Origin of the sequence: Rhodococcus sp. YL-1 (assembly GCF_001942025.1) — a bacterium.
Taxonomy (GTDB): domain Bacteria; phylum Actinomycetota; class Actinomycetes; order Mycobacteriales; family Mycobacteriaceae; genus Rhodococcus_F; species Rhodococcus_F qingshengii.
The window spans coordinates 5960919-5986507 of sequence record NZ_CP017299.1; the positions used below are offsets into that span (position 1 = coordinate 5960919).

Below are 25589 nucleotides of genomic sequence, written 5' to 3' on the forward strand. Positions count from 1 at the left end.
TCACCACCGCAGAATCACGTCACCCGTCAGGTCCCGATCGGCTTGCCGAACAGTCCTGCGACGAGTTCACCAACCGCATCCACCCAGACTGGCCAGGTCCTCTGATCAAGCGCCATGGATCCAGCGTCGAAGGTGCTGCATCCCTGCTGAGCAGGCACACCAGCGAACCGATCACGAAGCCACAGTAGAGCACTCGGCAATGCGACGACTTCCATGCTGACGTGCTCACTGAAGTGGTCTCTGGTGTAAACGACACTCGCAGAAGGATCTTGGCAATAGGTATCGACAAGTTTGTTCACCGGGCCAACAGGCACCAACCAGTCGGGATTCGACTGATAAATGTACATCGGCACGTCAGGAACCGACTTACCCATGGCAGCTCGGGAGAGCGCAGCTCTCACCGTGGGGTGTTGGACCGGATCTCCCGGGACATCGAGGAAGCCCTTGATGTTGAGGAAGGGCACTGCAGCCGACGTCCAGAGCATGCACAGGTTGTCCTTGGCAGCGAAAAGCGCTCGGCCGGCAGGGTTTATGTGCTGATCGATGAAACCTGCAAGTTCAGGATCTTCTCGGCTCACTCCGATTACACCGGCAGCGACGATCCCGGCCCCGAGAGCGTTGTTGGCATTGTCGAGCAAAGCGCCGAGATCCGCGGCAACACCACCTTCGGCGACTCCGACGATATTCAGTTCCGGCGCGTACGCCTGCCGTATTTCAGCTGCGTGACCGGTAGGAATCGATCCACCCGAGTAGCCGAGCAGCCCTACGCGAGTTGACCGCCCTTGCAGCTCCATGGGTTCGAAGTTCTCAGCAGCACGAATACCGTCGAGCGTGATCCGGGCCGCGACGGGGCCGGAGGCGAAGGAAGAATTGGGTCCCTGATGATCGGGCACCGACAATGCCCAACCCTGCGCCAGTGCCGCCTGCACTTCGAGGAATTGAGCCCCACCGGTCGCAGCGCCCGTCACCAGCCACGGCAACGCGCCTTGCTGCATGACATACGAAGGTGCGCAGTAGTTTCCGAGTGAATCCTCTGCCATCTGAAAGGACAGCAGCGGGCGCGGGCCTCCATCGCGAGTGTCGCCACGCGGCTTGATCACTGTGGTGACAGCAGGAATTGCCTCGCCCGCAGCATTATTGGATCGATACGAGATCTGCCACGCATCCACGTTGGTCGGAATCAGGTTGAGAGTACCGAGATTCACCGCACGAGCGGCGATGATCTCACCCGGTTGCTTGGATTCGACGACCTCGACAGGCGGTTCATAGAAGGCCTGGTCCAGTTCAGGCAAAGGCGGTGCAACCGCAGGCGGCAGGGCAGGCTGGACCTGAATTTGGGCGGGAACACCTTCGTCCGGTGCCGCTGAGGCAGGTGCCGAAAGTCCGATCTGCCCGATTACTGCAATCACGGCAATTGCGAGGCCCCCGCATTGTCGGTCAGTTGTCCAGCGTCGTCCCATACCAATTCCTCCCCGGAAAAGCACAGATTGCCTTGTGTTGCCGCAGTTCTCATCACGAGCACACAAGTTAGATGCGAGTGTCTAACACATTGAGGACGAGAGTAGAGCGTTGTGGGCCGGATTACAATCCCCTGGTGTTCGTGACCTATTCGTCGGTGCGAAGGGGCGCGTCGTCGATCAACGCATTCAAGAGCACCGTCATCAGATCGACCAGTACCGACACGGGAGGACGAGGCTCTGCAGTGCTCCACTGGTGCACCAGCGCGGTAAGCGCGCCGATGAAGGCGGTGGACGCCCACCGGTAACCACCCGGCGGTTCGTAATCTTCGCCCACGATCCCTTTGATGATCGACTCGAAAAATGTTGCCCAGACCGAACGTTGGTCCACACGATGCTTTTCCACCCGGGGACTGACACCTACGACGTCGATGAAGGCAACGTGTGCGCGTCGTGGGTCACTTCCGACCGACTCGACGAAGGCGGCCATGGCCGTCGCTGCCTTGTCACGGAGATTGACCGAAGGCTCTGCATCGAGTGCGTCGACCATTGCAATTCTGGCGTCGAGTTGGATCTGGTCGTACAGCGCGAGGAGTAGATCCTCGCGACTACCGAACTCGTCGTAGAACTGCCTTCTGGCCAGACTCGCGGACGCGCAGATATCCGCCACCGAACTTCCGGCATACCCCTGGTCTGCAAACACACTGAGAGCAGCATTCAAAAAGAGGGAACGGCGTTCGGCCTTGCGAGCCGCGACCGACCTTCCGCCGTAGTTTCTGTCTGTTTCAGCGATTGCCACGTCTGCCAGAGTATGCGGCATCGCGCCGCACACAAAACGCATCTGACCTGCTGCGAAGTTCCTTCACCACCACTACCGGCGCATCGGCACTGCAGCACGATCAGGCCAATACGAAGGCCACGGCAAAAAGTGTCCAGGCGGCAGCGAGAACCGTTGACGCCGCAGTAACTGCCCCGGTCACGGCAGGTCGAGTGCTGCGTTTGCGCGCGGCGATGATCCCGACCGTCATCAAAGTCAACGCCACCAGGAACGACAAAACCACGATTTTCACCAGCAACCCCTTCGACGACGGTCAACAGAACCGGAGACCATTTAGATAGTACACAAATAGATCGTGCATTAATTAAACTCAAAGTCCGTCAGGGGACTCTTGACAGAATTCAACAGCGCCTGTCAGGCTAGTCCTGACGAAAGGAGAACTTCTCATGGAAGACCTGATCGAACGCGCCCTGACCGCGAAGATCGAGACCGCCGCGATCACCACGGTCAACGCCGCGATCACCGAGGCCGGCACTCAGGCAGACAAGATTGTCGGAACAGATCCTTTACCTGGTAGCCCTGAGTGGGAGGCAGAACAGGACACCGACATCCCGGCGCAGCGTCAGATGGCGTGGCAGTTGGCCTGTTTCCGGATTCAGCTCGCCGCGGGTATCGATTCGACGGCAAGCGTCATGAGCCTGCGTAGATTCGGCGCAACATGGTCAACCATCGGCCGCGCTGCCGGAATGACCCGTCAGTCCGCGCATGAACGGTGGGGTCGACGTGTATCGGACATGCTCGATCCCTACGGAGTCGGGATGCCGCCCATGGTGCCGAATGATAATCCGACAGCCCTGACTATCAATCGCGTGACTAACAATCGCGTGACTACCGATCCGGCAGCAGCGCATCTGCTTTCGCGACCAGCACAGCGCGCTCACGCTCGTTCCCGGCCAGACGAGCCGCTTCGAGGAGTTCGGTTCTAGCCTCCTCGGATCGGCCGAGCTGACTGAGCAACTCCCCCCGAACGCTGGGAAGCAGGTGGTAGTCGGCCAGTTCACCTGAAGCGACAAGCTTGTCGACGAATTCGAGCGCAGGGCCAGGACCGTATGCCATGGATACCGCCGCCGCATGATTGAGGTCGACCACGGGCGATGGCGCCAGTTGCGCCAGAGCCTCGTAGAGGATGACTATCTTCTTCCAATCGGTGTCTTCGAAAGTTGCTGCTCGCGCATGACATTCGGCAATCGCCGCCTGCAGGCCGTACGGGCCTCGTCCACGCCCGACGGCGTCAGCTCGTTCCAGCGCCGCAAGCCCACGCGAGATCTGTAGACGGTCCCACCTCGTCCGGTCCTGGTCCGCCAGCAGGATGGGCTCACCGGTCGAGGTTGTCCGAGCGCCGAATCTCGAGGCTGTCAGCTCCATCAATGCGACAAGGCCGTGTACCTCGGACTCCCTGGGGACCAATTCGGCGAGTATTCGCGCGAGCCGCAGAGCCTCAGCACTGAGCTCCGCCCGCATCCACTCGTCCCCGGAACTGGCTGCATAGCCTTCGTTGAACACCAGGTACAGCACTCCGAGGACGGCGCTCAATCTGCGCGAAAACTCTTCTCGCCCTGGAACTTCGAAAACCGCTTTCGAGGCAGTCAGCGCCTTCTTCGCGCGGACTATCCGCTGCTGCACCGTCGCCGTCGGCGTGAGGAACGCTTTCGCAATCTCTTCCGTGGTCAAACCGCCCACCACCCGAAGCGTCAACGCCACCTGCGCTTTTCGATTCAACACGGGATGGCAGGCGATGAACATCAGGCGAAGGACATCGTCGTCGATGCGGTCCGGATCCCAGCTGACGTCGTCGAAATGTGAAGCGTCGTTCTCGAGTTCACGCGCAAAGTGGGCGTAGCGCTCGTCCAACCTCTCACGTCGTCGCCACCCGTCGATCGCTCGTCGTGTCGCCACAGATGTCAGCCAGGCAGCGGGGTTTCTCGGAACCCCCGTCGCGGGCCACTGCTCGACGGCTTCGAGCAGAGCCTGCGCGGCCAGATCCTCGGCGAGATCAAGATCTCCGACGGTGCGAGTCAACGTGGCGACAATCTTCGCGGATTCGATACGCCAGACCGCGTCGACAGCCTTTCTCGTTTCTTCTCGCACCGCCTCGTCGGTCATGGTCAGCCTGCGACCGGACGATCGGTACCGAGCTCTTCACGCCAGCCTGCCTCTTTCTGGATGTACTCGTTGTCCTGATCGAAGTCCGACATCTCGCTCACGCGGCGTACCTCGAGCTTGCTTCCCGGCCCGAGCGGGCAGCGCTTCGCCCATTCCAAGGCTTCGTCTTTGGTCGACGTCTGAATGATCCAGAATCCCGAGAACAACTCCTTCGTCTCCCCGTACGGGCCGTCGGAGACCAGCGGAGGATCGGACTCGAAATCGACGATGAATCCCTCCTCCATCGCCAGTCCCTCACCGGCCAGCAAGACACCTGCCTTGATCAGGGACTCGTTGTACTGCCCCATCGCCGCGATGATCTCGTCGAAGTCCATGTCCTTGGATGCTTCGATAGCCTCATCGGTGGAACGCATGATCAGCATGTACTTCATGAGAATCTCCTTCGTTCGTGGACCGCTCTGTTCGGTCCCTCTGCTTACACGTCGAACGGCGCACTCACCGATCGACAAACTTCCGAAACAATTTTTCCGAGGACATAACCGCCGGTCGCGATACGCTGCCCACGGTATCGGCGGACGGGCCGTCGGGCCGGTCAGAAGTCGAGAAATCCCGGCACAACTTCGCGAACGAGCCCGGTCGCGTCAGAGCTCCCGTAGAAATACACCGACCCGTAACCGAATAGGTACTCCTCTACGAAATCGGGGTGGGACTCAGCAACCACCGGCCACCCCTCTTCGTTGATCTGGAACAGGAAGCTGTGTCCATCTGCCTCGACGGCATCGGCGTAGGACGGTTCGTTCTGAATGAGCACCGGTTGCGGAGCTATCAACACCAACGGCATCACCTCGTCGTCCGAGGGAATCCTGATCAACGCCGCGCTGCCAAGGCCCGCATGGCTGCCCGCCGATTCCGCACTTCGTGACGACGGCAAGTGCAGGACTGCCCTAACCCCGATGTCCGGGTATTCGAGGTCGTCGTCGCCGATGGAGAAACCTCGACGGATGAAGATCGAAAGCTCTCGCACGCCGAGCCACGGCGCCGTGTGTGCCTCGAGCGTCAGAAGGTACTCGTGCGACCGCAGAATCGCCTGACCAGCGAAAACCTGCGGAGGTCGTCCACCAATCCGTGCCCCACTATTCGAATCGCTCGAACCCACCCCGAGATGTACCCTGTCCACCGGCGTCATCCTAGGGAGATCCGACGGGTGTCGGAGGGAGACTCTCCGATTTCCTACAATCCGCTGGTGACGTAGGCCACAATCAGGCTCGATGATGGGTGCATGACAACATTCCCGACTCTCGACCCCGAACTCGCCGCGGCACTCACCATGCTCCCGAAGGTGGACTTCGCTGACCTCCCCAACGCACGGGCCACCTACGACGCTCTGGTCGGCACCATGTTGGCCGACCTGTCATTCGACGGAGTCACGCTTCGTGAACTGTCGGCACCCGGCCTGGACGGCGATCCGGAGGTCACGATTCGTTTCTTCACCCCGGACAACACTGCCGGCCCTGTCCCCGTTCTGCTCTGGATCCATGGCGGCGGATTCGCAATCGGCACCGCAGAATCCAGCGATCCATTTTGCGTCGAGGTGGCGCGGGAACTCGGATTCGCCGTTGCGAACGTGGAGTACCGCCTCGCCCCCGAAACCCCCTTCCCCGGCCCCGTCGACGACTGCTACGCCGCACTCCTCTACATCCACGCCCATGCCGAGGAGCTGGGGGTCGATCCACGCCGCATCGCAGTGGGAGGGCAGAGCGCAGGCGGTGGACTGGCCGCAGGCACTGTCCTCAAAGCCCGTGACGAGGGCGTTGTGCCCGTGGCCTTCCAATTCCTCGAAATCCCTGAACTCGACGACCGCCTGGCGACGGTCTCGATGACGAACTTCGTCGACACCCCCTTGTGGCACCGCCCTAACGCCATCCTGTCGTGGAAGTACTATCTCGGCGGGTCGTATTCCGGTCCCGAAGATCCTGACGTGTCCATGTACGCTGCGCCGTCCCGGGCTACCGACCTCACCGGCCTGCCGCCGACCTACCTGTCCACCATGGAACTCGACCCGCTCCGCGACGAAGGAATCGAATACGCCCTTCGGCTGCTGCAAGCGGGAGTCAGCGTCGAATTGCACTCCTTCCCCGGAACCTTTCACGGGTCGGCACTGGTCGCGACCGCCGCGGTCAGCGAAAGAGGTGCCGCCGAAGCCCTCACTGCGCTCAGGAGAGGGTTGCGTTCGCTCTCGCCGGTCTCGTAGCGTTGCGAGATGCAAGGACTGATGTACCGGCTTGCCGAGCTCGATGCAGACTCGGCAGGCCTGGTACGTGTCATCGATTACTTCGACGCCCTCGTGCGGCACGGCTCCGACACCGCGTCTTTGCTTCGTGCGAGCGCGCAGTTGGCGGACTGCGTCGTGGGTATCGAGATCGTCGAGCGCGGCAGAAGCAAGAAGAATTTGCGCCGTTGCGATCCGCGCGGCCGATGGTCACCCGATCCTCAGCTCCCACCGAGCATGACCAGAAACATTGCCGTAGACGACGAGGTTCTCGGAACGGTATGGATCGAACGACCCGGGGCCAGCTTGCCACTCGACGAAATGCTCGTCGACCGGATGGCCCTGACCGCAGCGATAATTCTGCAACCGCGACGCCTGCCTACCGAAGCCGAGCACACTCGAAATCTGTTGTTCCCGATGGATGAACTCGCGGTGCTCACCTCCTGCGCCGGTCTCGGTATCGAACCCCATACCCCAGTCCGTGTAATGGCAACCAAGGCAGTCTCAGGCACGGCCGAAGGTGCTGCACACCTTGTCATTTCGCCAGATTACAAACCTGGCAAAGCCACTGGGATAGACGCTGACGGCGAGTATCTGAATCTCGTGACGGGTTCGTTCGCGGCGACACCCGAGCTGTCCGAGGCCGCGCTGTCGTCATTCATTCGCGCCGGAATATCTTTGACTGCTCCCGCTTCCGAAGTGAGCACAATACTGAGCACTGCACGATTCGCTCGTACACAGGCGTCGGCAACAACACCGATCGTGAACGCCGACGATCTCGGCGCCCTCAACCTCTTGGCGCCGGGACCACACATCGATCACTCGCGAATACCGGATCTGGTTCGTGCCGAAGAGATCGGCGATACCAAACAGGGGTTAGAACTACTCGAAACCTTGAGGTCATACCTGCAGTCCGGAACCTTGAGGGCCGCAGCAGATTCCATGCATCTTCACCACAGCAGCGTCGCGCACCGATTGGCGAAACTGTCCCAGCACGTCGGATTCCACGTCGATTCCATCGAGAACCGAGCACGCGCAACGGCCATGATGCTGGTCCTCGATGGCGGATAGGACCCACCGCGCATCACAGGTACTACGCAGTGGTTGACGATCTTTCGCGTTCAGCGAGCGCAACAAACGGCGCAAGCGCCGGATTCGGATTATCCGGCCGGTAGGTCACTGCCACGTCGAGAGTTGGTTGCTCACCGGCGATCTCACATAGATGGACACCCGGAATGCGGAGCATCCGCGCTCTGCCCTGGGGGATCGGCGCAATACCCACCCCGTCCGAGACGGCATGCAGCACCTGCTCGTCGTCGGCCTCGAATCGAACGATGCTGGGCGCCCCGTTTGGCCAAAGTTGTTCGAGCGTACGCAAATACATCCCCGGGGCGTTGGCCTCCGGCCAGAACACAACGGGGACGTCCACCAGATCTCCGAGTTCGAGCGTCGCTCGATCTCCGAACGGATGATCCACGGGAACAGCGACCAGGATAGGTTCGGTATCGAGGACGATCAGGGGAAGTTCTCGATCGTCTTCATCGAGCGGCGGGCGAACAACCGCGATGTCGACGGCTCCGGTTCGGACGAGGTCGACAGTCTGCGCCGAAGTGCCACGATGAACGACAACTTCGACGCCCGGGTAGAGCCTTCGATAGGTGCTGACCAGATCCGCGACTGCGCCGCCCGCCCACGAACGGGTGTACGCGATGCGCAGTTCTCCGTCCACACCGCGCGCGGCCAACCGAATTCGTTCGACAGCCCGGTCCGCACACCCGATCAAAAAGCGCGCCTCTCGTACCGCCACCTTGCCGGCTTCCGTGAAGGTGAACTGCGGACCCCGACGATCCACCAGCGGAACTCCGAGTTCGCGCTCGAGAACCTTGATCTGTTGACTGAGGGCCGATTGCGCGACGTGGACGTTCGCAGCGGCTCGAGTGAAGCTCCCATGATCCGACAGAGCGATCAGATAACGGGCACGCTGCAGGTTCATACGGCGATTATAAGAAAAACAGATGGTGGTGTCACTACTTGGTCTTGGACACGGCATCACCTGAGGTCGGAGGATCGAGTTCACGTTGATCCACCGTCTGTCTCCCGAAAATTGTCACCCGAACGATCACAAGGTTGCACATGAATCCCCGAGCACTCACTGAACCTGCAACAGACGCGAGGCTTCTCGACGCCCTCGCAGAGATCGTCGGCCACACGCATGTCCTTACCGATCCCGAACTGATCGAGGGCTACACACGTGACTGGACGGGACGTTGGATCGGCGACGCGATCGCGGTCATCCGCCCCGGCAACACTTCCGAAGTGTCTGCGGTTCTTCGAGCATGCTTCGACGCGGGGGTTCCCATCACACCGCAAGGCGGCAACACCGGACTGGTCGGTGGTGGGATCGCCTCGGCTGGGTCCGTGGTGCTGAGTACCAGGCGTCTGGAAACGATCGAAGCCGTCGACCCCATCGGTCGGACAATCGCAGCCGGCGCCGGCGTGACCGTTGCTCGCGCCGACCTGGCGGCATCGGCACACGGTCTCCGCTTCGGAATCGATTTGGCATCAAAGGAATCCGCGACACTCGGCGGCATAGTCGCAACCAACGCCGGTGGGACGCGCATGGTCCGACATGGAAATACGCGCGCACAGATACTCGGTATCGAAGCCGTGCTCGCGGACGGTTCGGTACTGAGTAGATGGACTCCACTCGTCAAAGACAATGTCGGATACGACATTCCAGGACTTCTCGCCGGAAGTGAGGGAACGCTCGCAGTCATCACCAAGGTCCTGATGAAGCTGGTCACCCCGGCGACCGACACCCAGGTCGTGCTCGCGGGTGTACGCGACGTCGATCAAGCGCTTCATTTGTGTAATCGCGTGCGTCAGAGCGGATTGACCGTCGAAGCCGCCGAGATCATGACCGACGACGGCATCTCCCTCGTCTGCGCACACACCGATGCCCGTCGCCCGTTCGGCACCCCTTCACCGATGTACACACTCATCGAGGTGTCATCACCGCGCGAGACGGAAGAGTCGCTCCTCGAAGTACTCTCCGACTCTGCCGACCTCATCGAGGACGCGACGGTCGAGCCTGGGCCGGCTCGAAAACTGTGGACTCTGCGGGAAAGCCATACCGAAAGCATCAGCGCGTCGTCGACGACGCCGGTAGTCAAGCTCGACATCTCCGTCCCCTTGTCCGTGATGGGAATGTTCATCGACAACCTCCGAGAAAGCCTGGCACAACGATTCCCCCTCGTGCGGCCAATCCTGTTCGGGCACTTCGCCGACGGAAACATTCATGTGAACCTTCTGGATGCCGAGCCGAGGGTCGCACACGAACTGACCGATATGGTGTTCCGACTCGTCGCCGCCCACCATGGAAGCATCAGCGCCGAGCACGGGATAGGCCGCGCGAAGTCGCCGTGGATATCGCTGGGGCGCACTGAAACCGACATCGCCGCAATGCAGTTGATCAAATCGTCCTGGGATCCCCGTGGAATCCTCAATCCTGGAATACTGTTGCCGGAAAAAGTCGGGTAAGCAAAAGGGGTCTCATGCAGGATCTTTACGTCGTCACTCATCCTCATGCCGAACACACAGCGCAGGACGTAGTCGGCGGTTGGCACAATTCGGTTCTCACCCCCGCTGGTCGGCGCGATGCAGGTTTGATCGCCGAAGCACTGAAACGACGACGCACCGGAACTTCGCGCGCGGTCCGCATCACCTCGTCCGACCTCGAACGGTGCACCGAGACATCCACGATCATCGCCCGGACACTCGATGCTCCGGCGACAACGGATTCACGATTGCGCGAAATCAGCTTTGGCGAAGCCGAAGGACGCCCGAACTCGTGGCTGGCCCAGCGGCAGGTCCCGGCCCCTGACAACAACCGCCTCGATCACCGTGGCCCCGTTGCCGGTGCCGAGACCCGCCGCGACATCGCATCAAGGGTTCACGAGTGCATGTGCGAACTGATGGACGATCTCGATCACGATCACATCGTCGTAACCCACGGCTTTGCACACACATTCGTCGTCTCCGCCTGGCTACAGATTCCCGTCGAAGCCGCAGGATTTGCGACCTTCGCGACCACCCCGGGTGCAATCACACATCTCCGACACGACGACTACTGGCGCAACCGAACCCTCGTGCAACTAGCTGATACGACGCACCTGGACTGTGGCACGATGGCCTGATGCGCCATGTCTCCGACGACGAACGCCGTGCTCGCATAGGAGTACGTCATGCGCTGGAGCCAATGTTTCACGTCGATTCGCCGGAAGCTGCCACGCGGGCGATGACGGTACTGCACGCCACCGAGTCAGCGACGGTCTATCTGTCTTGCCGGGCGAGGGTTCGGTCCGTGGACGCCGCCGACGTCGACCGCGCCCTGTACGACCAACGCAGTCTCGTGAAGCAATTGGCAATGCGCCGCACACTCTTCACCTTTCCCCGCGACTTGCTGCCGGCCGCGTGGTCGAGTGCGTCCGCCCGCGTCGCGAACACCGAGCGGGCACGAATGGCCAAGGATGTCGTCAAGGCCGGACTCGCCGTCGACGGCAACGACTGGCTCGATCGCGCACGGACGGAAGTGCTGAAGTTGCTCACCGATAGGCCTGAAGGGCTTTCAGCGGTAGAGATTCGTCAGGCCGTGCCGATGATAGACGTCAAGGTCGAGGGTTCGGCAGATGAAATCTGGTCGGCACCCAGGGTTCTCACGCATCTCGGGGCGACCGCAGACATCATGCGCGGCACCAACACCGCCCGCTTCCCCGTCTCACGCCCACTGTGGACTCTCACTCGACACTGGCTCGACGACGCCCCCGTCGATCTCGAATCTGCAGACGGCTATCGAGAAATAGTCCGCCGTTGGCTCTACACCTTCGGACCGGGCACGGAAGACGACATCGTCTGGTGGCTGGGCTCGACGAAGACGGTCGTCCGGGCCGCCCTCGCCGAACTCGACGCCGTTGCAGTCTCACTCGACGGAGGCGACACCGGCTGGTTGCTACCGGATGACGTCGCCACGGTGCCTGATCCAGGTCCTTGGGTGGCACTCCTACCGGTGCTCGACCCGACGATCATGGGGTGGAAGAACCGTGACTTCTACCTCGGCCCGCACCGCAACCAACTCTTCGACACCCGCGGTAATGCCGGCACCACCGCTTGGGTCGACGGTCGCGTCGTGGGGTGCTGGATCCAAGATGAAACCGGTGTGGTTCACGTCCGATTGCTCGAGACCGTGTCAGCGTCTGCGCGACGTTCTCTCGATGCCGAGGCGGCGCGCCTCACCAAGTGGCTGGGCGGCGTCAGAATCGGCACGGGGTACGTCTCACAGGCTATGAAGCAGGCGGCTGAAATTGCTGGAGCCACGCCTTGACGATGTGACCAGAACAATGTTCTAGCTGGTCTTTCCGCTAACGCGATCCATGCGCGGCACGGCAACCTTCGACAAGTGTACGAAACGTACAGTACACTTTCAATGTCACCAATTGACCGATCTAGGAGGTTCCATGGAAGGTCAAGCAGTTCGTGAATACGGTGCGTATATCGATGGAGCGTTCCGAGCCATCGGCACATCCACCTTCGAGGCCCGTGACGCCGCTTCCGGCGCTCTACTCGCCACACTGTCCCGATGCGGGGCAGAAGAAATCAATGATGCGGTCGAAGCCGCCGGACGGGCATTTCCGGCGTGGGCAGGCCTGACGACCGAAGAACGGTCCGCACAAATCTTGCAGTTTGCCGCACTGGTGGAGGAACGAACTGAAGAGCTTGCCCAACTCGAGTGCATGGACACCGGGCGACACATCAGGGAGATGCGAGAAGACTATCGGGCCGCAGTGTCGCACCTACGATACTTTGCGTCAGTTTCGTTGGCGCACCACGGTTTCGGCCGCGAATTGGCCTCAGGGTATCTGGTTGCGAAACGGGTACCCTTGGGCGTGTGCGGACAGATCATTCCCTGGAACGATCCCGTTGTGATGACGGCATTCAAGATTGCTCCCGCTCTCGCTGCCGGAAACACCGTCGTACTCAAACCTGATGAAAATGCCTGTGTTTCAGTCATGGAACTGGCGAGGATCGCCGCCGAAGTGTTCCCGAAAGGCGTTCTCAATGTTGTACCCGGCCTCGGCGAAGAGGCCGGCGCAGCCCTGATCGGTCATCCGAAAGTCAGCAAACTCGCTTTCACCGGGAGCACCGAAGTCGGCCGGCTGGTGGCACACGCCGCAGCATCCCGACTGATCTCGACCACTCTCGAACTCGGCGGCAAGAGTCCGAGCATCGTCTTTCCTGACATCGACGACGTCGATGCGGTAGTCGCAGACGCGACCTCCGGCGTCCTGATGTGCAACGGTCAATCCTGCTTAGCCGGAACACGTCTGTTCATCCACGAGGATATCTACGACGCCTTCGTGGAAAAACTCGTCGCCGCATTCCGATCGTTGCGAGTCGGGCCACCTCTGAGTGAAGACACCGAACTGAGTGGCCTGATTCACCAAGAACATGCCGATCGTGTGATCTCGATGATCGATTCCGGAATCGAAGAAGGCGCACAACTACTTACCGGCGGCAAACGAACGGTAGTGCCGGGATTCGAAGCCGGAAACTTCGTCGAACCGACAATTCTGGAGGTCACGAACTCGATGCGAATTGCGCAGGACGAAATCTTCGGACCTGTTTTGTGCGTCCTCAAATGGAACAATTACGAGCAAGTGATCACAGAAGCGAACGACACTCCATACGGGCTCGCTGCTGGGATCTATACCTCGAACCTGAAGAACGCCATGGAAACCGCGGACCGTCTCGATGCGGGCTGCGTCTGGATCAATCAGTACTTCAATCTGGGAGGCGGCGTCCCCTTCGGCGGATTCAAGGAAAGCGGTCTCGGGCGAGAGTTCTGCCTCGAGACGCTCAACGAATACACCCAACTCAAATCCATCACTGTCGCCACGTCGACGCCCACGACAAACCAAGGAAACACACATTGAATATCTCGGGAAATACCATCTTCATTGCCGGCGGAACCTCCGGTATCGGACTCGCACTTGCAGTGGGCCTGCAGAACGAGGGGAACAAAGTAATCATCGGTGGGCGGCGATCCGCTCTGCTGCAAGAGATCTCGGACAAGTACTCGGGCATCGGCACGGTCGTCATCGATGTGGACGACCCGAAATCCATTCGAACGGCGTATGAATCCGTAACGGAGGACTTTCCCGATCTGAACGTCCTTGTGACGATGTCGGGAATCATGTACCCGGAGGACCTGAAGAACCCGGACTTCCTCGACGTCGCCGAACGAACGATCACGACGAACCTACTCGGGACTATTCGACTGGTCGGCCAGTTCATTCCGCATCTGTTGACGAAGCCGACCGCCACCATCGTCACTGTGTCATCCGCCGTCGGCTTCGTCCCACTTCCCATCACGCCCACGTACAACGCCACGAAAGCTGCCGTTCATCTCTTCACCGAGAGCATGCGCGTTCAACTCGCCGATACTTCGATCCAGTGCATCGAACTCATCCCACCGGGCGTCCGCACCACACTGATGAACCAGGAGAACTCGGAATCGGCTCTACCCCTTGATGATTACATCGAAGAAACCATTGCTCTACTGAAAGCTGACGACAACGCCACAGAGATTGTGGTCGAAGCGGCCAAGCCACTTCGTCATGCCGAGATCAACGGTGAGTACCAGAACGTGCTGAAAATGCTCAGCTGACAGTGCCGAGTTGACACACATCGCGCAACGCTGGAGAGGGCAGTACCCTCTCCAGCACAAAGGATTTCAGCGAATATCCCCTTTAGACACCGTTCCGGAGTCCACGAACTGCATGATCGATGATCGAGCGCACCGTGTTGTCGTCGATACTCGCGTGCCCCACCAACATCCGGTAGATCAAGGGACCGAAGAAGAGATCGATCGCTTCCTCGATCTCGATGTCGTCGCGGAAGTATCCGGACTCAACACATCGTCGAATCAGTTCGGCGAAGCCGCGACGACGTTCGTCGAGGAAGAAGGTACGGAAGTATGCAGCCGTCGTCGGGTCGTTGGCACACGCGCCGACAAGTTCGGCAAAGATCGACCCGAGTGGACCTCGGTAGAACCTTCCGATGTCCTCGAGGTAATCGTTCAAATCGTCTTGCGCACTGTTGGTCTCCGGAAACGTCAAGTGCCGGGCCATGAGCACACCGAACGCTTCAGCGGCGATCGCCTGCCGCGACGGCCAGTGCCGATACAGCGTGACTTTGCTGACGCCCGATTGCTCGGAGATCGCATCGATGGTCGCCGCCTTCATTCCCCCGGATTTCAGAAGCGCTTCCGCTGACCGAAGGGCCTTCTCGTGGGCCGCCTCGCTACGTGCACCGCTCGGAGGAGTGAGCAGTCCAGCCTGGGCGCCGGCCGAGTCTCGAAACACGCCGTCATCGGGAGCGCGCTTACCCATGTCCACTCCTTCGTCCTTCAAGACCGTGCAGCACAGAACATTTCCCGGAATCGGACGACCCGGAACAGCCCAAGGCAGCAGCTCGTCGCGACAGCTACTAGTCGTATCGTACACATGGCATCCTGAGCAGAATTATCAAGGCCACTTCAAAGATCTCAATCACATTGCGTCCATGCATGATTCAAACAACCAGCGCAAGCCTCTCGTTTATTACTCAAAAGTAAGATAGCGTGTGGTCGTCATCACACCAGCCCGTCAAGTGCCGAGAGACATACGAAACCGAAGGGTCGATCGTGGCATCAAAGATTCTCTTTCAGGGAGCGGTGGCGCTGACAGCCATTGCACTCACAGGCATCACAGCACCTACTGTCGCCGCGCAACCGTCGGCGGATTCCTTCTATCAGTACGACGGTTCGGCACCGCTGTCGTCGTATCAGCCTGGGGCCGTGCTCAAAACGAGAACCTTGCCCTATCACGTCGTCAACATTCCTACCCCGTTGCAAGCCGTACAGGTGTTGTACCGGTCGACCGACGCTCTCGGCCGGCCGTCTGCGAATGTCACATCGATTCTTCGACCACCCAATGCCCAGCCGGACAAAGTTGTCTCGTTCCAGTCTGCCTACGATTCGCTGAACCCGGAAGACGGACCGTCACGAGCAATCGCGGGGGACACCCCGATCGGCAGCCTTACCGTCAGCGGGCGCAATGTCGCCTTCGGCGGGACTCTCGCTTCCGGCGAAGCCGTCATGTTCGGTCCTCTACTGGCGCTGGGCTACACCGTCGTCATTCCCGACACCGAGGGCCCGAACGCGGACTTCGCGGCAGGACCCGAATACGGAATGATGACTCTCGACTCCCTCCGTGCCGCTCGCAACACATCCGAGACAGGTATTTCCGACTCAGCCGAGATCGGTCTGATGGGATACTCGGGCGGAGCAATCGCCACCAACTGGGCGTCCATCCTCGCGCCGGACTACGCCCCGGACATCAACGAGGACCTGATCGGCGCCGCCCAGGGTGGTCTGTTGGTCAACCCGGCAAACAACCTCCGGTACGCAAACGGAAGCATCGGTTGGGCAGGCGTTGTCGGGATGGCGGTCGTCGGACTTGCCCGTGCCTACGACATAGATTTCGACCCGTATCTCGGCGATCGCGGACGCGAACTCCTACCTCGGATCGAGGATGCCTCGATCGGGAACGTCATCCTGCAGTACCCGGGGGTGACCTGGCAGGACCTTGCCAAACCAGAGTATGCGAACCCCAACTCGGTGCCCGAGTACGTCGACGTGGCCAACAAGATCAACATGGGCAACGCGCCGATACCCACCATCCCGATGTTCATCGCTCAAGCCGCAAACGGAGCCCTCGAGGGCACCCAGCCAGGTGGACCGGGCGTCGGCCCTGGCGACGGAGTCATGGTTGCCGGGGACGTCCGCTCACTCGCCACTCGCTATTGCGACGCAGGTTTGTCCATCCAGTACGACCAGTACGACACCATCAGTCACGTTCCGGGTGGCGCGCTGTGGCTCCCCGGCGCCATCACCTGGCTCAACGACCGTTTCAACGGAAATCAGTTGCCGAACAACTGCTCGAACATCGCACCGGGCAATTCCCTGGCGCCGGAAGAACACGCGGTGGGCTGACGAATCCAACAGTCGCATCAGATACCGATTGCCAGATCGTCGATGTCTGCGAGCGTGCCGCCGTTTTCGAGGATGCTCGTGTAGTTCCGAAGTCGGTTCTGATCTATCTCGGTAGTGCTGACCCCTCGCTTCCAGTACCCGAAGACAACTACATCGTCCTTCGCCAGGCCGACTGTCTTGCGGAAATGCGCTCGAATGGCTCGCATCTCGTCCCGTTCCCCGGCACCCCACACCGCGTAGTCTCCTGGGTTTTCGAGTTCGACGGCGTACTCGGCGAGGCCATCTTCGACATGGTGCAGCTCGAGGCCGGGGATCACGGGTAGTTCCGCGAAAGCCTCGGCGTCACCGGTGGCGACCCAGCCGACGCCGGTCAGTCCCTCGGGCCACTGAAGCAGAATCGAATAGAGGGCAGGTATCGCGGTGTCGTCGGCGAACAGTGCGACGCGGCGCCCGGCGATCTCGGGAACGAGGAAGTGCGGGCGAGGACCGGTGAGTGAGAACGTGTCACCCACACGCAGGTCGGCGGCCCACCTCATCATCGGGCTGGTGTGGCCGTGCAGCACTACGTCGAAGGTCATCGAACTGCTCGGCGCGTTGCAGGTGCGCACCGTGTAGACGCGAGAGACGTCGCCGTACTGCGGACCGAGCTGGATGCGAAATGCGACGTTGGGCCGCAACCAATTCGGGTCGTCCGCCGACGAAGTCAACTGGACGGCGATGCGCAAGATGCTCTCGGTCGGCCGTTCGACGCGTTCGACGACGGCAACCACGTCGTTGAGACCGCGGTCGTGGTCTTCTCCGCGTGGCGCCTTTGCCGACGCAGACGTTTCAGTTTCTTCAGGTCGAGATGCGGTAGTCATTGATATCTCCTGATCGGTGGTTCAGTTGTGGACGGGTAGCTGACTGACAGGTCTTCGATCACGCGGAACAACAAGTGGCCGTCCGGTTTCCGGGTCTTCGAGAACCAGCGCCTCGAGGTCGAAGACTTCGCGCAGTAACTCAGGGGTGAAGACGTCCGAGGCACTGCCCTGCATGACAATTTTTCCGGACCGCATGGCAACTACGTGCGTGGCATATCTGGCCGCGAGGTTCAGGTCGTGCAGGACCGCGACCAATGTTCGACCGGACTGGTGGAGTTGGGAACAGAGGTCGAGAACCTCGATCTGGTGTGCGATGTCGAGAAAGGTGGTCGGTTCGTCGAGCAACAACACCGGGGGTGCGCTGCGCAAGCGTCATGGCGATCCATACCCGCTGACGTTGTCCCCCACTCAGCTCGTCCACCAATTGGTCTGCTGTATATCGCATTCCGACTTCATTCAGGGCCTCGGAGACAACATGCTCGTCTTCGGGTGACCACTGGCGCAGCATGCTCTGATACGGATATCGGCCGCGGGATACGAGGTCTGCGACACTGATCGCTCCAGGAGAGAGCGGGGACTGTGGCAACAGGGCGATTCGCCGGGCGACTTCTTTGGTTCGATAGGACCGAATATCGTTACCGTCGAGCACAACACGACCCGATCGAGGTGCGAGCATTCTGCCGAGCGCACGCAACAATGTCGACTTGCCACACCCGTTCGGTCCGACGACGACGGTGAACCCTCCATCGGGGATCTCGAGACTCAACTCGTCCACGATGGTTCGATCGGCGTACCGTAGTTCGATCTTCTCGGCACGCAGCCGCGATGTTGGGGTGGCAGTAGTCATGAATCTCTTTCGTAGTGAGTTTTTTCAGGCCTGACGAGCGAGCAGCCAGATCAGATAGGCACCACCGAGCAGACTGGTGACGAGACCGACCGGAGTGCGGAGACCGACCTCGACCGCTTGCGCGATCAAGTCGGCGCCCGCCAGCAGAACTGCGCCGAGCAGGAAGGAAGTCGCGACAAGAACACCGCTGCGCCGTGCCAACCGTCGTGCGATCTGGGGAGCGGCGAGCGCCACAAATGCGATGGGGCCGGTGGCCGCGGTCGCCGCGCCGGTGAGCGCGACCGCAAGCAGAATGCCGGCAAATCGGTATCGCTCCACGGAGATCCCGAGCGAGGACGCAGCGTCGTCGCCCATCTCCATCATGGTGACGCGCCGGGACACCACGACGAGAGCAGGAACGAGAACACCGACGGCGATCGCAACACTGACCGCGTGTGGCCAACCGCGCCCGGTCAGCGAGCCGGCCGTCCACTGCTGCACAACGGTGGCGTCGTCGATATCCGCACGCACCACCAGGAACGACATCACGGCGCTCAGCATCGCGCCCACGCCGATACCGACCAGGACAAGTCGAAGACCGCCGCTGACGCCGTCTTTGCGTGCCAGCGCGTACACCAGAAGCGCCGTCAGCATGCCGCCGAGAACAGCGGCGCCCGCGGTCTGCAGTACCCCGCCTCCGAAGAAGACGATCTGAACCACGGCTGCAGTCGCAGCGCCGGTGGTGAAACCGATGATGTCCGGCGAGCCGAGAACATTGCGCGAAAGCGTCTGGAAAACCGCGCCGGCCACACCGAGGCTTCCGCCCACGCCGATCGCCGTGATCAGCCGCGGCAGCCTGCGATTCTGGACGGACCGAACCGCCGCTGGGGCGCCTTCGCCGTGCAGGGCACGCCATACTTCACCCAAGGACAGATCCAGGGTTCCATACATCAGCGTGGCAAACGAGAGCGCCGCCAATGCCGCACTGATTGCCACGGCTACGAACAGCACTCGCGGAACTATCCGCCACGAGTACGACCCGATTCGAACCACCCAACCGCGGAACAGCGGTGGAACCGGCTGTGCTGCAATCGCGTTCACAGCGACGCCACCCGCCGCGAGCGCACGAGCGCAACAAACAAGGGGCCACCGAGCACCGCCACGGCGATCCCCGTCTGCAGATCTCCCGGCGCTGTGGCAACGCGACCGAGAACGTCGGCCAAGAGCAGAAATGCCGGGGCGACAACGAGCACGCACGGCAGAAGAAATCGCAGATCCGGCCCGACGACACCGCGCACGATGTGCGGCGCAGCCAGGCCCACGAATCCGAGCGGTCCAGCCGCCGCAGTGGCGGCCCCTGCCAGCAGGATGACTGCGACAGCGGATCCGACCCGTGCGGGTCCGGTGCTGGCACCGAGCCCTTTGGCGACATCCTCGCCGAGCGCGATTGCGTTGAGTGGACGAATCAGCAACAACGACAACATGATACCGACGATGACGAAGGGCAGAACAGTGACGATCACGTCTCCGCCGCGGCCTTGCAACGAACCCACTGCCCAAAATCGGAATTGATTGAATGCGGCCTCGTTACTGATGAGAACCATGCTGGTGAGAGCCGTGATCGCCGTCGCAACAGCGGCACCGGCAAGCGCCATGCGCGCTGGGGTCGCGGCGCTGCGATGCGCCGACCCCAACATGTACACACCTACCGAGGCAACGGCCGCGCCGGCAAGCGCGAACCACAGATAGCCGCCGACCGAAGTCACCCCCAGATAGGCAATCGCAATCACGACTGCTGCTGATGCTCCGGCGTTCACACCGAGTAGTCCCGGATCGGCCAGAGGGTTGCGGGTGATCGACTGCATCAGCGCGCCGGCCAGTCCGAGCGCGGCCCCGACCACAAGCCCGAGAATTGTTCGAGGCAAACGTGATTCGATCACAATCAGGTGCTCGTTGTTACCGGCGTCGTAGGAAAGAACTGCATCGAGGACAGTGGAGACGGGGATGTTGCGTGAGCCGATGACGAGTCCGCCGACGGATGCCAGCACGATTACAACGATGGAGACGAGGACCAACAACCCCGCACGCGCGGCCGTCCCGGACCGCGGTGGCGCTTCGGTCCGGGACTGCACAGAAACACCCACGCGGTCATCCACCGAACGTGGACACCAGCGACTCGACCGTCTGCTTTGCACTGAAGTAGTCGAGACGGAAGGCTGCCGTTCCCATCGCGTATACCCGATCACCCTTGACCGCAGGTTGATTCGCAAGGAGCGGGTCGGCCGCGAGTTGCTTCTCCACGTCCTTGGGCCCCATCGAGACGGCAAACAGCGTCTGCGCCCCGTCTAGTGCGGCAGACATGTTTTCGGAGCTGACGATCGCGACGCCGGAGGCACCCCGCTTGTCCGGAGCGACAAACTGCTCGGCGGGCTCGGCATAGGTGAAGCCGAGCGAGGCCAGCAGATTGCCCTGCGGGCTGTCGGCTCGGAACGTCCAGACACCGTCGGCACCCATGTAGACCAGTGCCGTCACCGGCTGCTCGGGAAGTTTGATCTTCGCGGCTTGGGTGGTGACCCAGCTGTCGTATTCGTCGACGGTTTTGGCGGCCTCGCTCTCGAGTCCGGTGACAGTCCCGAGCTGATCAGCGAGCTCCTCCCAGGAGCTGGCGCCGTAGTCGAGAAGAACAGTGGGTGCGATGTCGCTCAGCTGTGAGTAGGCATCGAGTGTCGAGTCGCCGCCGTTGGCGGAGCCGATGATCAGATCGGGCTCGAAGGTCTCGATCGCGTCGAGGTCCAGCTCGAGATTTCGGTAGAGCACCGCGACGCCACGATCAGCCGCCACGCCCGACCACTGGGAGAAAAACCCCTGGTCATCGGTCATTCCCGACGGCGTTGTCGCCGCACTCGCGACCACCGGCGCTCCGATCGCAAGCAGCGTGCCGGTCAACGACGGCGAGGTGGACACGATCCGAGTCGGCTTTGCAGTGATCTCGGTACTACGGCCGCCGTGATCGACGGTGCGCGGCCAGCCCTCGGTGGCCCCGGAGGTTCCCTGGGTGCCCTCGGTTCCGGTGTCACTACCTGACGAATTCGAGCAGCCGGCAAGAGCGAGGGCGACGACCGCGGCGAGTACTGCCGCCGCCGGGCGTAGAGATCTGCGCATGAGTATGTGGCTTTCTGAAGATACGAGAGTGCGCCGCTGCGAACACAGTCGGCAGAGGTAAAGTTAGCCATACTTAAGTCGCAAGGGTTGTCCAGGAGCGCCAACGTGTTACCACTATCGGGAAGGTCGGACGCAATCGACTTGGGGCCGATCCGCGCCTGCCGCACCGAGCCAAGCATCGGCCGCTCACCGCTGTTGTTCTGGGTTCTCGCAGGTAGTGGACGCGTCAGGACCGGATCGACCGTCTACGAGGTGCCGGCGGGCGAGTTGTTGTGGATCCCGGCGGGCGTGCGATATTCGATGGAGACGGACTCGGATTCCGTCGCGTTTCCCATCCTGCTTCCGCCCTCGAACGGCGTCAGCGCCGGGCCGGCTACCGTGACGCGTCTGCGCGTTCCGCCCGGATGGGAAGACAGACTGATCCACGAGTTCGTTCACAACCTGGGCTATCTGCGCGGCGACGCTGCACACCCGTCGTCCTTGTTCGAAATGATTACCCGGGCCGACGACGGGGCCACCTCGCTGCCGCAATTGCCGCAATCACGGGAAGCGTTCGAGATCGCGCACGCCCTGTTGCGAACACCTGGCACCGACGACACCGAGGCACAATTCGCGAAGCGTGCCGGGATCAGCATTCGAACGCTCCAGCGATACTTCGTGGAAGAAACCGGCCTCACCTTCACGCGCTGGCGGCTTCGAGCTCGGATCGCCGCGTCGTTGGAGTACCTGAAGCAGGACCGCGAGATCGGTTGGATTGCAAACGAAGTCGGCTTCGAAACGGGCAGCGGATTCACGCGTGCGTTCCGGTCCCAGATGGGAGAGAGCCCGAGCGACTATCGCCGCCGGGCCCTCTCCGGTCCAACCGATCGCAGCGTGGACACCGACAACGATCAAGCATTGGTCCGCATGCTCGCAGAGACCAGGCAGCCCGGGGAAACAGCGCCGCCGATACCGGCCAATGCGACGTGGCCGCGCGTCAACGGCGCCCACGTCGCCGTGTGGGTCTACCGAGGCCAAGCCCGGGTGGACGTCGCGGACCGCAGCTGGGAACTGCGCACCGGAGAGGCCATGATTCTTCCTGCAGGCGTCCTCAATACCGTCACGGTTCCGACTGGTTCACTGCTTCTGCCGCTCGGCTTCCGTTCCTCGAACGGGTCGACCGTATCTGCCGACGCCCTCGAGACCGTGCAGTTCTCCCCCGCTGACGAGTTGGCATTGCTGCACACTTTCGTCGCCGCCTACACGCCCTTGCGCCCGCGCGGCCACGACAGCGCCATGGCATTCGACATCATCGCCACCGGCCCTCTTGCACAACCGGTTTCGAACACCTCGCCCGCCGCTTCGATTGCCACACGACTGGCAGCGACGACCGCCGCCCGCCCGGCCGACCCTCGCACTCTGGACGAGTGGGCGCAAGAGTTCGGTACTGACGCAGCCAGGCTGCGCCGGGAGTTCCGTATCGAAACCGGCACCACGTATCCGCAGTGGCGATCGCTTTCACGGATGACCCAGGCACGCACCCAACTCCAACTCGGGGTTGCACCCGGCACGGTGTCGAGGAACCTGGGTTACGCGCACCTGCCCGCATTCAGCCGAGCGTTTCGCACTGCGCACGGGATCTCACCGCAGCGCTTCCAAGCCCAGTCCGTCGAACGCGCCCTCTGGTTACGTTCTGTGCCGCGCGCCGCGGAGCCGAGCGCTCGGGTTCTTCACACCCACTGAACGAGTTGCCACACGATTCCGTTGGCGTCGACGAACTGGCAGTAACGCTCACCCCACGGTTCCGTCTCCGGTTCGGTGACGACGGAGGCACCTTCAGCAGCGATGCGGGCGAACTCGGCGTCGACATCGTCGACCACGAATGCAATGAGCAAGCCTTGACCGGCCGGACCTGCGACGAAGTCGGGCTTGAACGTCCCGAGCCCGGTGCGCAGGAAGACCACGTTGACCCCGGCATCCGGATGATTCAGGGAAACGAAGCCGTCATCGGCCATGGCCTCGGTGAAACCGAAATGGGTTTTCGCGAAGTCTGCCGATGCGTCGGTGTCGGCGACGTTCAAGGACAGAGCAGTGCTGGTGATTTTCATCGTGGGCCTCCCATGATCGATAAACCTTATGCAGTGCATACAGTATGCACCGTATAAGGTATACCACCGTTGAGGTATTCCCGATTTCTGGAGACGACTGATGGCACGCGAACTGATCGACCTGCTCTGGCGCGATCACCCCCTCGCGCCGAAGGGTGGCACCCGCGGCCCGCGAGCGAAGGTCACCACCTCACAGGCGGTCGACGTCGCGATCTCCGTCGCGAATACCGACGGCCTCGACGCCGTGACGGTCCGCCGATTGGCCGCCGAACTCGGAATCTCGGGCATGGCGGTGTACACCCACGTCGGATCCCGCGACGATCTGCTGGTGCTCATGGTCGACGCCGTACACGGACACAGCCCACTCCTGCCGTACGGGAACATGACCTGGCGCCAACGTGTGCGTCGGGTCGCCGAGGAAGAACTTGTCCTCTATACGGAGCATTGGTGGCTCCTGGACATCTCCGATCAGCGCTCCGCGTTGGGTCCGGGAACTATCGCGAAGTACGACCACGAACTTCACGCCTTCGACGGCACGGGACTGACCGACATCGACCGGGACTCCGCCCTGACATTTGTCGCCGACTTCGCACGATCCTCGGCGCAAGCGCGGCGCCCTGACCCTCGAGCAGCCGACATGGCCGAGGTGTGGTCGTCCTGGAACCAGCGTCTGGCTGCTTATCTCGGCGACGACTTCCCGCTGGCGCAGCGAGTCGGAGGGGCGGCCGGCGAGGCCAAGAACTCCCCGTACAGCCCCGAGGCGGCGTGGGAGTTCGGACTGGACCGGGTACTGGACGCCCTGGACGGCCTCATTCACATCGAATGACATTCCTGCAATTCGTGGGAGACAATGTGTCCGTGCAGCGTTTCGGTTGGTCTCGACGGTCCGACGGCAACCCTTCGTTGTTCGAACCGCGAGAGCTGTTGCACGCCTACGAGAATCTTTCGACCCGAGAGGTACGAGATTCCGGCGAGCTTCTCATCGAGATTCCGCTGAGCGACGCGAGCATCGTCGAGATCACCGTTCTTGATCCCTCTGCGGGCTGGATCGACTCCCGCGTGCGAGGACTCTGCAGTTCACTGGACAAGATCGACCGCCGGGCTCAACGCGTACTTCGAGGGGGATTCAGCATCGGCTGGATCGAACTCGAATCGGAGCGCCACGGCGTCATCGACTACTGGGAAAACGGGGTCAACAACGAATACCCCATCTCCATCGTGTGGAACGGAAACTCCTGGGAAGAAGCGGCAAGCACCTAGCCTCGAAATCAGCGGCATATATCCACGAAGACGGGGTAGACGAGTACATACCAGCGGCACATCGACTCAACTCCAGGCGTGGTGGACAATGTTTCTCAGCGACCAGTCAATTCGTCACCACACCCGTCGTTTCGGAGCAGCTCTGTCGCCTTCACACAAGTGGCCTCCGCCCACCGAAACACAGCGCATCGCACGCTGGAGTGAGCGGTCGGAGATGCTCGGCGCGCTGTCGGTACTCCTGTTCTGGGCTTTCGGCTTCGGCATCCTGCTGGGAGTCGGCGCGATTACAACGGGAATCTTCGCGCTCCGACGTCACCCGAAGAAGTCTGGTGGGCATCTGCTCTCGAATGCCCGCCAGCTGCCATGGGATGCAATAGTCGGCCTCTGCACCGGCGTCATCGGTCTTGCCCTGAGCGGTTGGTTCTTTGTAGTGGTCCTACCCAACATGTAACTCGACCTAGAATCCACCGAAGAGATTGCCGCAACGATGGTCGAACACGTTTCGCGGCAACCATTTTCGCACGTGGTGCGGCAGTCCCTTCTTGGTAAGCCCCGAAAGAGCGTGCCGACGACGATTTCACCGGACAAAAGCGCTGGCCGAGCGTCTACACGCCACGATTGCCGTGCCCGCCAGCTG

Annotated in this window: 26 protein-coding genes and 1 pseudogene; 13 read left to right on the forward strand and 14 right to left on the reverse strand. The window is 61.4% G+C overall.

Going from position 1 to position 25589, the window contains the following annotated elements:
- Window positions 1-26: 26 nt before the first annotated feature.
- The 3 genes from BH682_RS27780 to BH682_RS36450 form a co-directional block, all read right to left on the reverse strand.
- Window positions 27-1460: a lipase family protein gene (locus BH682_RS27780; RefSeq protein WP_143542533.1), complete on the reverse strand. Its 1434-nt coding sequence runs from the start codon at window positions 1458-1460 to the stop codon at window positions 27-29.
- 145 nt (window positions 1461-1605) lie between these two features.
- Window positions 1606-2298: a TetR/AcrR family transcriptional regulator gene (locus tag BH682_RS27785; RefSeq protein ID WP_080712795.1), complete on the reverse strand. Its 693-nt coding sequence runs from the start codon at window positions 2296-2298 to the stop codon at window positions 1606-1608.
- Window positions 2299-2356: 58 nt separating this feature from the next.
- The gene (locus tag BH682_RS36450; protein WP_167398225.1) at window positions 2357-2527 is read right to left on the reverse strand and encodes a hypothetical protein; all 171 of its coding nucleotides are present in this window, start codon (window positions 2525-2527) and stop codon (window positions 2357-2359) included.
- 154 nt (window positions 2528-2681) lie between these two features.
- Here BH682_RS36450 and BH682_RS27790 point away from each other — a divergent pair, with 154 nt between their 5' ends.
- Window positions 2682-3221, forward strand: a complete 540-nt coding sequence (locus BH682_RS27790) for a hypothetical protein (RefSeq protein WP_411561114.1) — start codon at window positions 2682-2684, stop codon at window positions 3219-3221.
- On the opposite strand, the gene BH682_RS27795 is transcribed toward BH682_RS27790, so the two are convergent.
- The 3 genes from BH682_RS27795 to BH682_RS27805 all read right to left on the reverse strand — a co-directional run bounded on the left by BH682_RS27795 (window position 3124) and on the right by BH682_RS27805 (window position 5584).
- Window positions 3124-4398, reverse strand: a complete 1275-nt coding sequence (locus BH682_RS27795; protein WP_070162343.1) for an RNA polymerase sigma factor — start codon at window positions 4396-4398, stop codon at window positions 3124-3126. The two genes, BH682_RS27790 and BH682_RS27795, sit on opposite strands and share 98 nt — an antisense overlap.
- Window positions 4399-4400: 2 nt before the next feature.
- Window positions 4401-4829, reverse strand: a complete 429-nt coding sequence (locus BH682_RS27800; protein ID WP_007735729.1) for a YciI family protein — start codon at window positions 4827-4829, stop codon at window positions 4401-4403.
- Window positions 4830-4990: 161 nt separating this feature from the next.
- Complete coding sequence (locus BH682_RS27805; RefSeq protein WP_030537406.1) at window positions 4991-5584, reverse strand: hypothetical protein; 594 nt, start codon at window positions 5582-5584, stop codon at window positions 4991-4993.
- Window positions 5585-5677: 93 nt separating this feature from the next.
- Here BH682_RS27805 and BH682_RS27810 point away from each other — a divergent pair, with 93 nt between their 5' ends.
- On the forward strand, window positions 5678-6649 hold the full coding sequence (locus BH682_RS27810) for an alpha/beta hydrolase (RefSeq protein WP_075834806.1): 972 nt from the start codon (window positions 5678-5680) through the stop codon (window positions 6647-6649).
- Between the two features lie 9 nt (window positions 6650-6658).
- A complete protein-coding gene (locus BH682_RS27815) occupies window positions 6659-7738 on the forward strand; it encodes a helix-turn-helix domain-containing protein (protein WP_223304474.1) in 1080 nt (359 codons plus the stop codon).
- Window positions 7739-7760: 22 nt separating this feature from the next.
- On the opposite strand, the gene BH682_RS27820 is transcribed toward BH682_RS27815, so the two are convergent.
- A complete protein-coding gene (locus BH682_RS27820; RefSeq protein WP_003943243.1) occupies window positions 7761-8660 on the reverse strand; it encodes a LysR family transcriptional regulator in 900 nt (299 codons plus the stop codon).
- A 140-nt stretch (window positions 8661-8800) separates the two neighbouring features.
- On the opposite strand from BH682_RS27820, the gene BH682_RS27825 reads away from it, so the two are divergent.
- The 5 genes from BH682_RS27825 (at window position 8801) to BH682_RS27845 (ending at window position 14390) form a co-directional block, all read left to right on the forward strand.
- The gene (locus BH682_RS27825; protein ID WP_075834809.1) at window positions 8801-10207 is read left to right on the forward strand and encodes an FAD-binding oxidoreductase; all 1407 of its coding nucleotides are present in this window, start codon (window positions 8801-8803) and stop codon (window positions 10205-10207) included.
- Between the two features lie 14 nt (window positions 10208-10221).
- Window positions 10222-10863, forward strand: coding sequence for a histidine phosphatase family protein (locus BH682_RS27830; protein WP_050654967.1), 642 nt, complete (start codon window positions 10222-10224; stop codon window positions 10861-10863).
- Window positions 10863-12047, forward strand: coding sequence for a winged helix DNA-binding domain-containing protein (locus BH682_RS27835; protein WP_075834812.1), 1185 nt, complete (start codon window positions 10863-10865; stop codon window positions 12045-12047). The genes BH682_RS27830 and BH682_RS27835 overlap by 1 nt, the downstream gene beginning before the upstream one ends.
- Before the next feature lie 133 nt (window positions 12048-12180).
- Window positions 12181-13656 (forward strand): aldehyde dehydrogenase family protein, encoded by a 1476-nt coding sequence (locus BH682_RS27840; RefSeq protein WP_075834814.1) that lies wholly within the window; start codon window positions 12181-12183, stop codon window positions 13654-13656.
- Window positions 13653-14390: an SDR family oxidoreductase gene (locus tag BH682_RS27845; RefSeq protein WP_075834816.1), complete on the forward strand. Its 738-nt coding sequence runs from the start codon at window positions 13653-13655 to the stop codon at window positions 14388-14390. Before BH682_RS27840 ends, BH682_RS27845 begins: the two co-directional genes overlap by 4 nt.
- An 82-nt stretch (window positions 14391-14472) precedes the next feature.
- Here BH682_RS27845 and BH682_RS27850 read toward each other — a convergent pair whose 3' ends face one another.
- Window positions 14473-15114, reverse strand: a complete 642-nt coding sequence (locus BH682_RS27850; protein ID WP_058226797.1) for a TetR/AcrR family transcriptional regulator — start codon at window positions 15112-15114, stop codon at window positions 14473-14475.
- 293 nt (window positions 15115-15407) lie between these two features.
- Here BH682_RS27850 and BH682_RS27855 point away from each other — a divergent pair, with 293 nt between their 5' ends.
- Window positions 15408-16757, forward strand: coding sequence for a lipase family protein (locus BH682_RS27855; protein ID WP_058038488.1), 1350 nt, complete (start codon window positions 15408-15410; stop codon window positions 16755-16757).
- Window positions 16758-16774: 17 nt separating this feature from the next.
- On the opposite strand, the gene BH682_RS27860 is transcribed toward BH682_RS27855, so the two are convergent.
- The 5 genes and pseudogenes from BH682_RS27860 to fepB all read right to left on the reverse strand — a co-directional run bounded on the left by BH682_RS27860 (window position 16775) and on the right by fepB (window position 21605).
- Window positions 16775-17617, reverse strand: coding sequence for a siderophore-interacting protein (locus BH682_RS27860; RefSeq protein ID WP_042448187.1), 843 nt, complete (start codon window positions 17615-17617; stop codon window positions 16775-16777).
- A 21-nt stretch (window positions 17618-17638) separates the two neighbouring features.
- Window positions 17639-18464, reverse strand: a pseudogene (locus tag BH682_RS27865) (ABC transporter ATP-binding protein).
- A 24-nt stretch (window positions 18465-18488) separates the two neighbouring features.
- Window positions 18489-19544 carry a FecCD family ABC transporter permease gene (locus BH682_RS27870; RefSeq protein ID WP_080726583.1) on the reverse strand — a complete coding sequence of 352 codons (1056 nt, stop codon included), beginning with the start codon at window positions 19542-19544 and terminating at the stop codon, window positions 18489-18491.
- On the reverse strand, window positions 19541-20587 hold the full coding sequence (locus BH682_RS27875; RefSeq protein ID WP_223304475.1) for a FecCD family ABC transporter permease: 1047 nt from the start codon (window positions 20585-20587) through the stop codon (window positions 19541-19543). The genes BH682_RS27870 and BH682_RS27875 overlap by 4 nt, the downstream gene beginning before the upstream one ends.
- 4 nt (window positions 20588-20591) lie before the next feature.
- Complete coding sequence (gene fepB, locus BH682_RS27880; RefSeq protein ID WP_075834821.1) at window positions 20592-21605, reverse strand: Fe2+-enterobactin ABC transporter substrate-binding protein; 1014 nt, start codon at window positions 21603-21605, stop codon at window positions 20592-20594.
- A gap of 105 nt (window positions 21606-21710) precedes the next feature.
- On the opposite strand from fepB, the gene BH682_RS27885 reads away from it, so the two are divergent.
- Window positions 21711-23327 carry an AraC family transcriptional regulator gene (locus tag BH682_RS27885; RefSeq protein ID WP_064113552.1) on the forward strand — a complete coding sequence of 539 codons (1617 nt, stop codon included), beginning with the start codon at window positions 21711-21713 and terminating at the stop codon, window positions 23325-23327.
- On the opposite strand, the gene BH682_RS27890 is transcribed toward BH682_RS27885, so the two are convergent.
- On the reverse strand, window positions 23315-23692 hold the full coding sequence (locus BH682_RS27890) for a VOC family protein (RefSeq protein ID WP_030537422.1): 378 nt from the start codon (window positions 23690-23692) through the stop codon (window positions 23315-23317). The two genes, BH682_RS27885 and BH682_RS27890, sit on opposite strands and share 13 nt — an antisense overlap.
- A gap of 100 nt (window positions 23693-23792) precedes the next feature.
- Here BH682_RS27890 and BH682_RS27895 point away from each other — a divergent pair, with 100 nt between their 5' ends.
- The 3 genes from BH682_RS27895 (at window position 23793) to BH682_RS27905 (ending at window position 25403) form a co-directional block, all read left to right on the forward strand.
- The gene (locus BH682_RS27895) at window positions 23793-24518 is read left to right on the forward strand and encodes a TetR/AcrR family transcriptional regulator (RefSeq protein ID WP_075834823.1); all 726 of its coding nucleotides are present in this window, start codon (window positions 23793-23795) and stop codon (window positions 24516-24518) included.
- Complete coding sequence (locus tag BH682_RS27900) at window positions 24515-24952, forward strand: hypothetical protein (protein WP_075834825.1); 438 nt, start codon at window positions 24515-24517, stop codon at window positions 24950-24952. The genes BH682_RS27895 and BH682_RS27900 overlap by 4 nt, the downstream gene beginning before the upstream one ends.
- 88 nt (window positions 24953-25040) lie before the next feature.
- Window positions 25041-25403 (forward strand): hypothetical protein, encoded by a 363-nt coding sequence (locus BH682_RS27905; protein WP_223304476.1) that lies wholly within the window; start codon window positions 25041-25043, stop codon window positions 25401-25403.
- Window positions 25404-25589: the final 186 nt, after the last annotated feature.

Excerpts from the sequence above, each read along its gene's own strand:
- BH682_RS27835 (WP_075834812.1), top strand. The coding sequence starts at position 10,863 with ATGCGCCATGTCTCCGACGACGAACGCCGTGCTCGCATAGGAGTACGT.
- BH682_RS27830 (WP_050654967.1), top strand. The coding sequence starts at position 10,222 with ATGCAGGATCTTTACGTCGTCACTCATCCTCATGCCGAACACACAGCG.
- BH682_RS27795 (WP_070162343.1), bottom strand. The coding sequence starts at position 4,398 with ATGACCGACGAGGCGGTGCGAGAAGAAACGAGAAAGGCTGTCGACGCG.
- BH682_RS27805 (WP_030537406.1), bottom strand. The coding sequence starts at position 5,584 with ATGACGCCGGTGGACAGGGTACATCTCGGGGTGGGTTCGAGCGATTCG.
- BH682_RS27860 (WP_042448187.1), bottom strand. The coding sequence starts at position 17,617 with ATGACTACCGCATCTCGACCTGAAGAAACTGAAACGTCTGCGTCGGCA.
- BH682_RS27850 (WP_058226797.1), bottom strand. The coding sequence starts at position 15,114 with ATGGGTAAGCGCGCTCCCGATGACGGCGTGTTTCGAGACTCGGCCGGC.
- BH682_RS27790 (WP_411561114.1), top strand. The coding sequence starts at position 2,682 with ATGGAAGACCTGATCGAACGCGCCCTGACCGCGAAGATCGAGACCGCC.
- fepB (WP_075834821.1), bottom strand. The coding sequence starts at position 21,605 with ATGCGCAGATCTCTACGCCCGGCGGCGGCAGTACTCGCCGCGGTCGTC.
- BH682_RS27785 (WP_080712795.1), bottom strand. The coding sequence starts at position 2,298 with ATGCGTTTTGTGTGCGGCGCGATGCCGCATACTCTGGCAGACGTGGCA.
- BH682_RS27820 (WP_003943243.1), bottom strand. The coding sequence starts at position 8,660 with ATGAACCTGCAGCGTGCCCGTTATCTGATCGCTCTGTCGGATCATGGG.
- BH682_RS27810 (WP_075834806.1), top strand. The coding sequence starts at position 5,678 with ATGACAACATTCCCGACTCTCGACCCCGAACTCGCCGCGGCACTCACC.
- BH682_RS27905 (WP_223304476.1), top strand. The coding sequence starts at position 25,041 with ATGTTTCTCAGCGACCAGTCAATTCGTCACCACACCCGTCGTTTCGGA.
- BH682_RS27895 (WP_075834823.1), top strand. The coding sequence starts at position 23,793 with ATGGCACGCGAACTGATCGACCTGCTCTGGCGCGATCACCCCCTCGCG.
- BH682_RS27780 (WP_143542533.1), bottom strand. The coding sequence starts at position 1,460 with ATGGGACGACGCTGGACAACTGACCGACAATGCGGGGGCCTCGCAATT.
- BH682_RS27800 (WP_007735729.1), bottom strand. The coding sequence starts at position 4,829 with ATGAAGTACATGCTGATCATGCGTTCCACCGATGAGGCTATCGAAGCA.
- BH682_RS27890 (WP_030537422.1), bottom strand. The coding sequence starts at position 23,692 with ATGAAAATCACCAGCACTGCTCTGTCCTTGAACGTCGCCGACACCGAC.
- BH682_RS27815 (WP_223304474.1), top strand. The coding sequence starts at position 6,659 with ATGCAAGGACTGATGTACCGGCTTGCCGAGCTCGATGCAGACTCGGCA.
- BH682_RS27825 (WP_075834809.1), top strand. The coding sequence starts at position 8,801 with ATGAATCCCCGAGCACTCACTGAACCTGCAACAGACGCGAGGCTTCTC.
- BH682_RS27900 (WP_075834825.1), top strand. The coding sequence starts at position 24,515 with ATGACATTCCTGCAATTCGTGGGAGACAATGTGTCCGTGCAGCGTTTC.
- BH682_RS27840 (WP_075834814.1), top strand. The coding sequence starts at position 12,181 with ATGGAAGGTCAAGCAGTTCGTGAATACGGTGCGTATATCGATGGAGCG.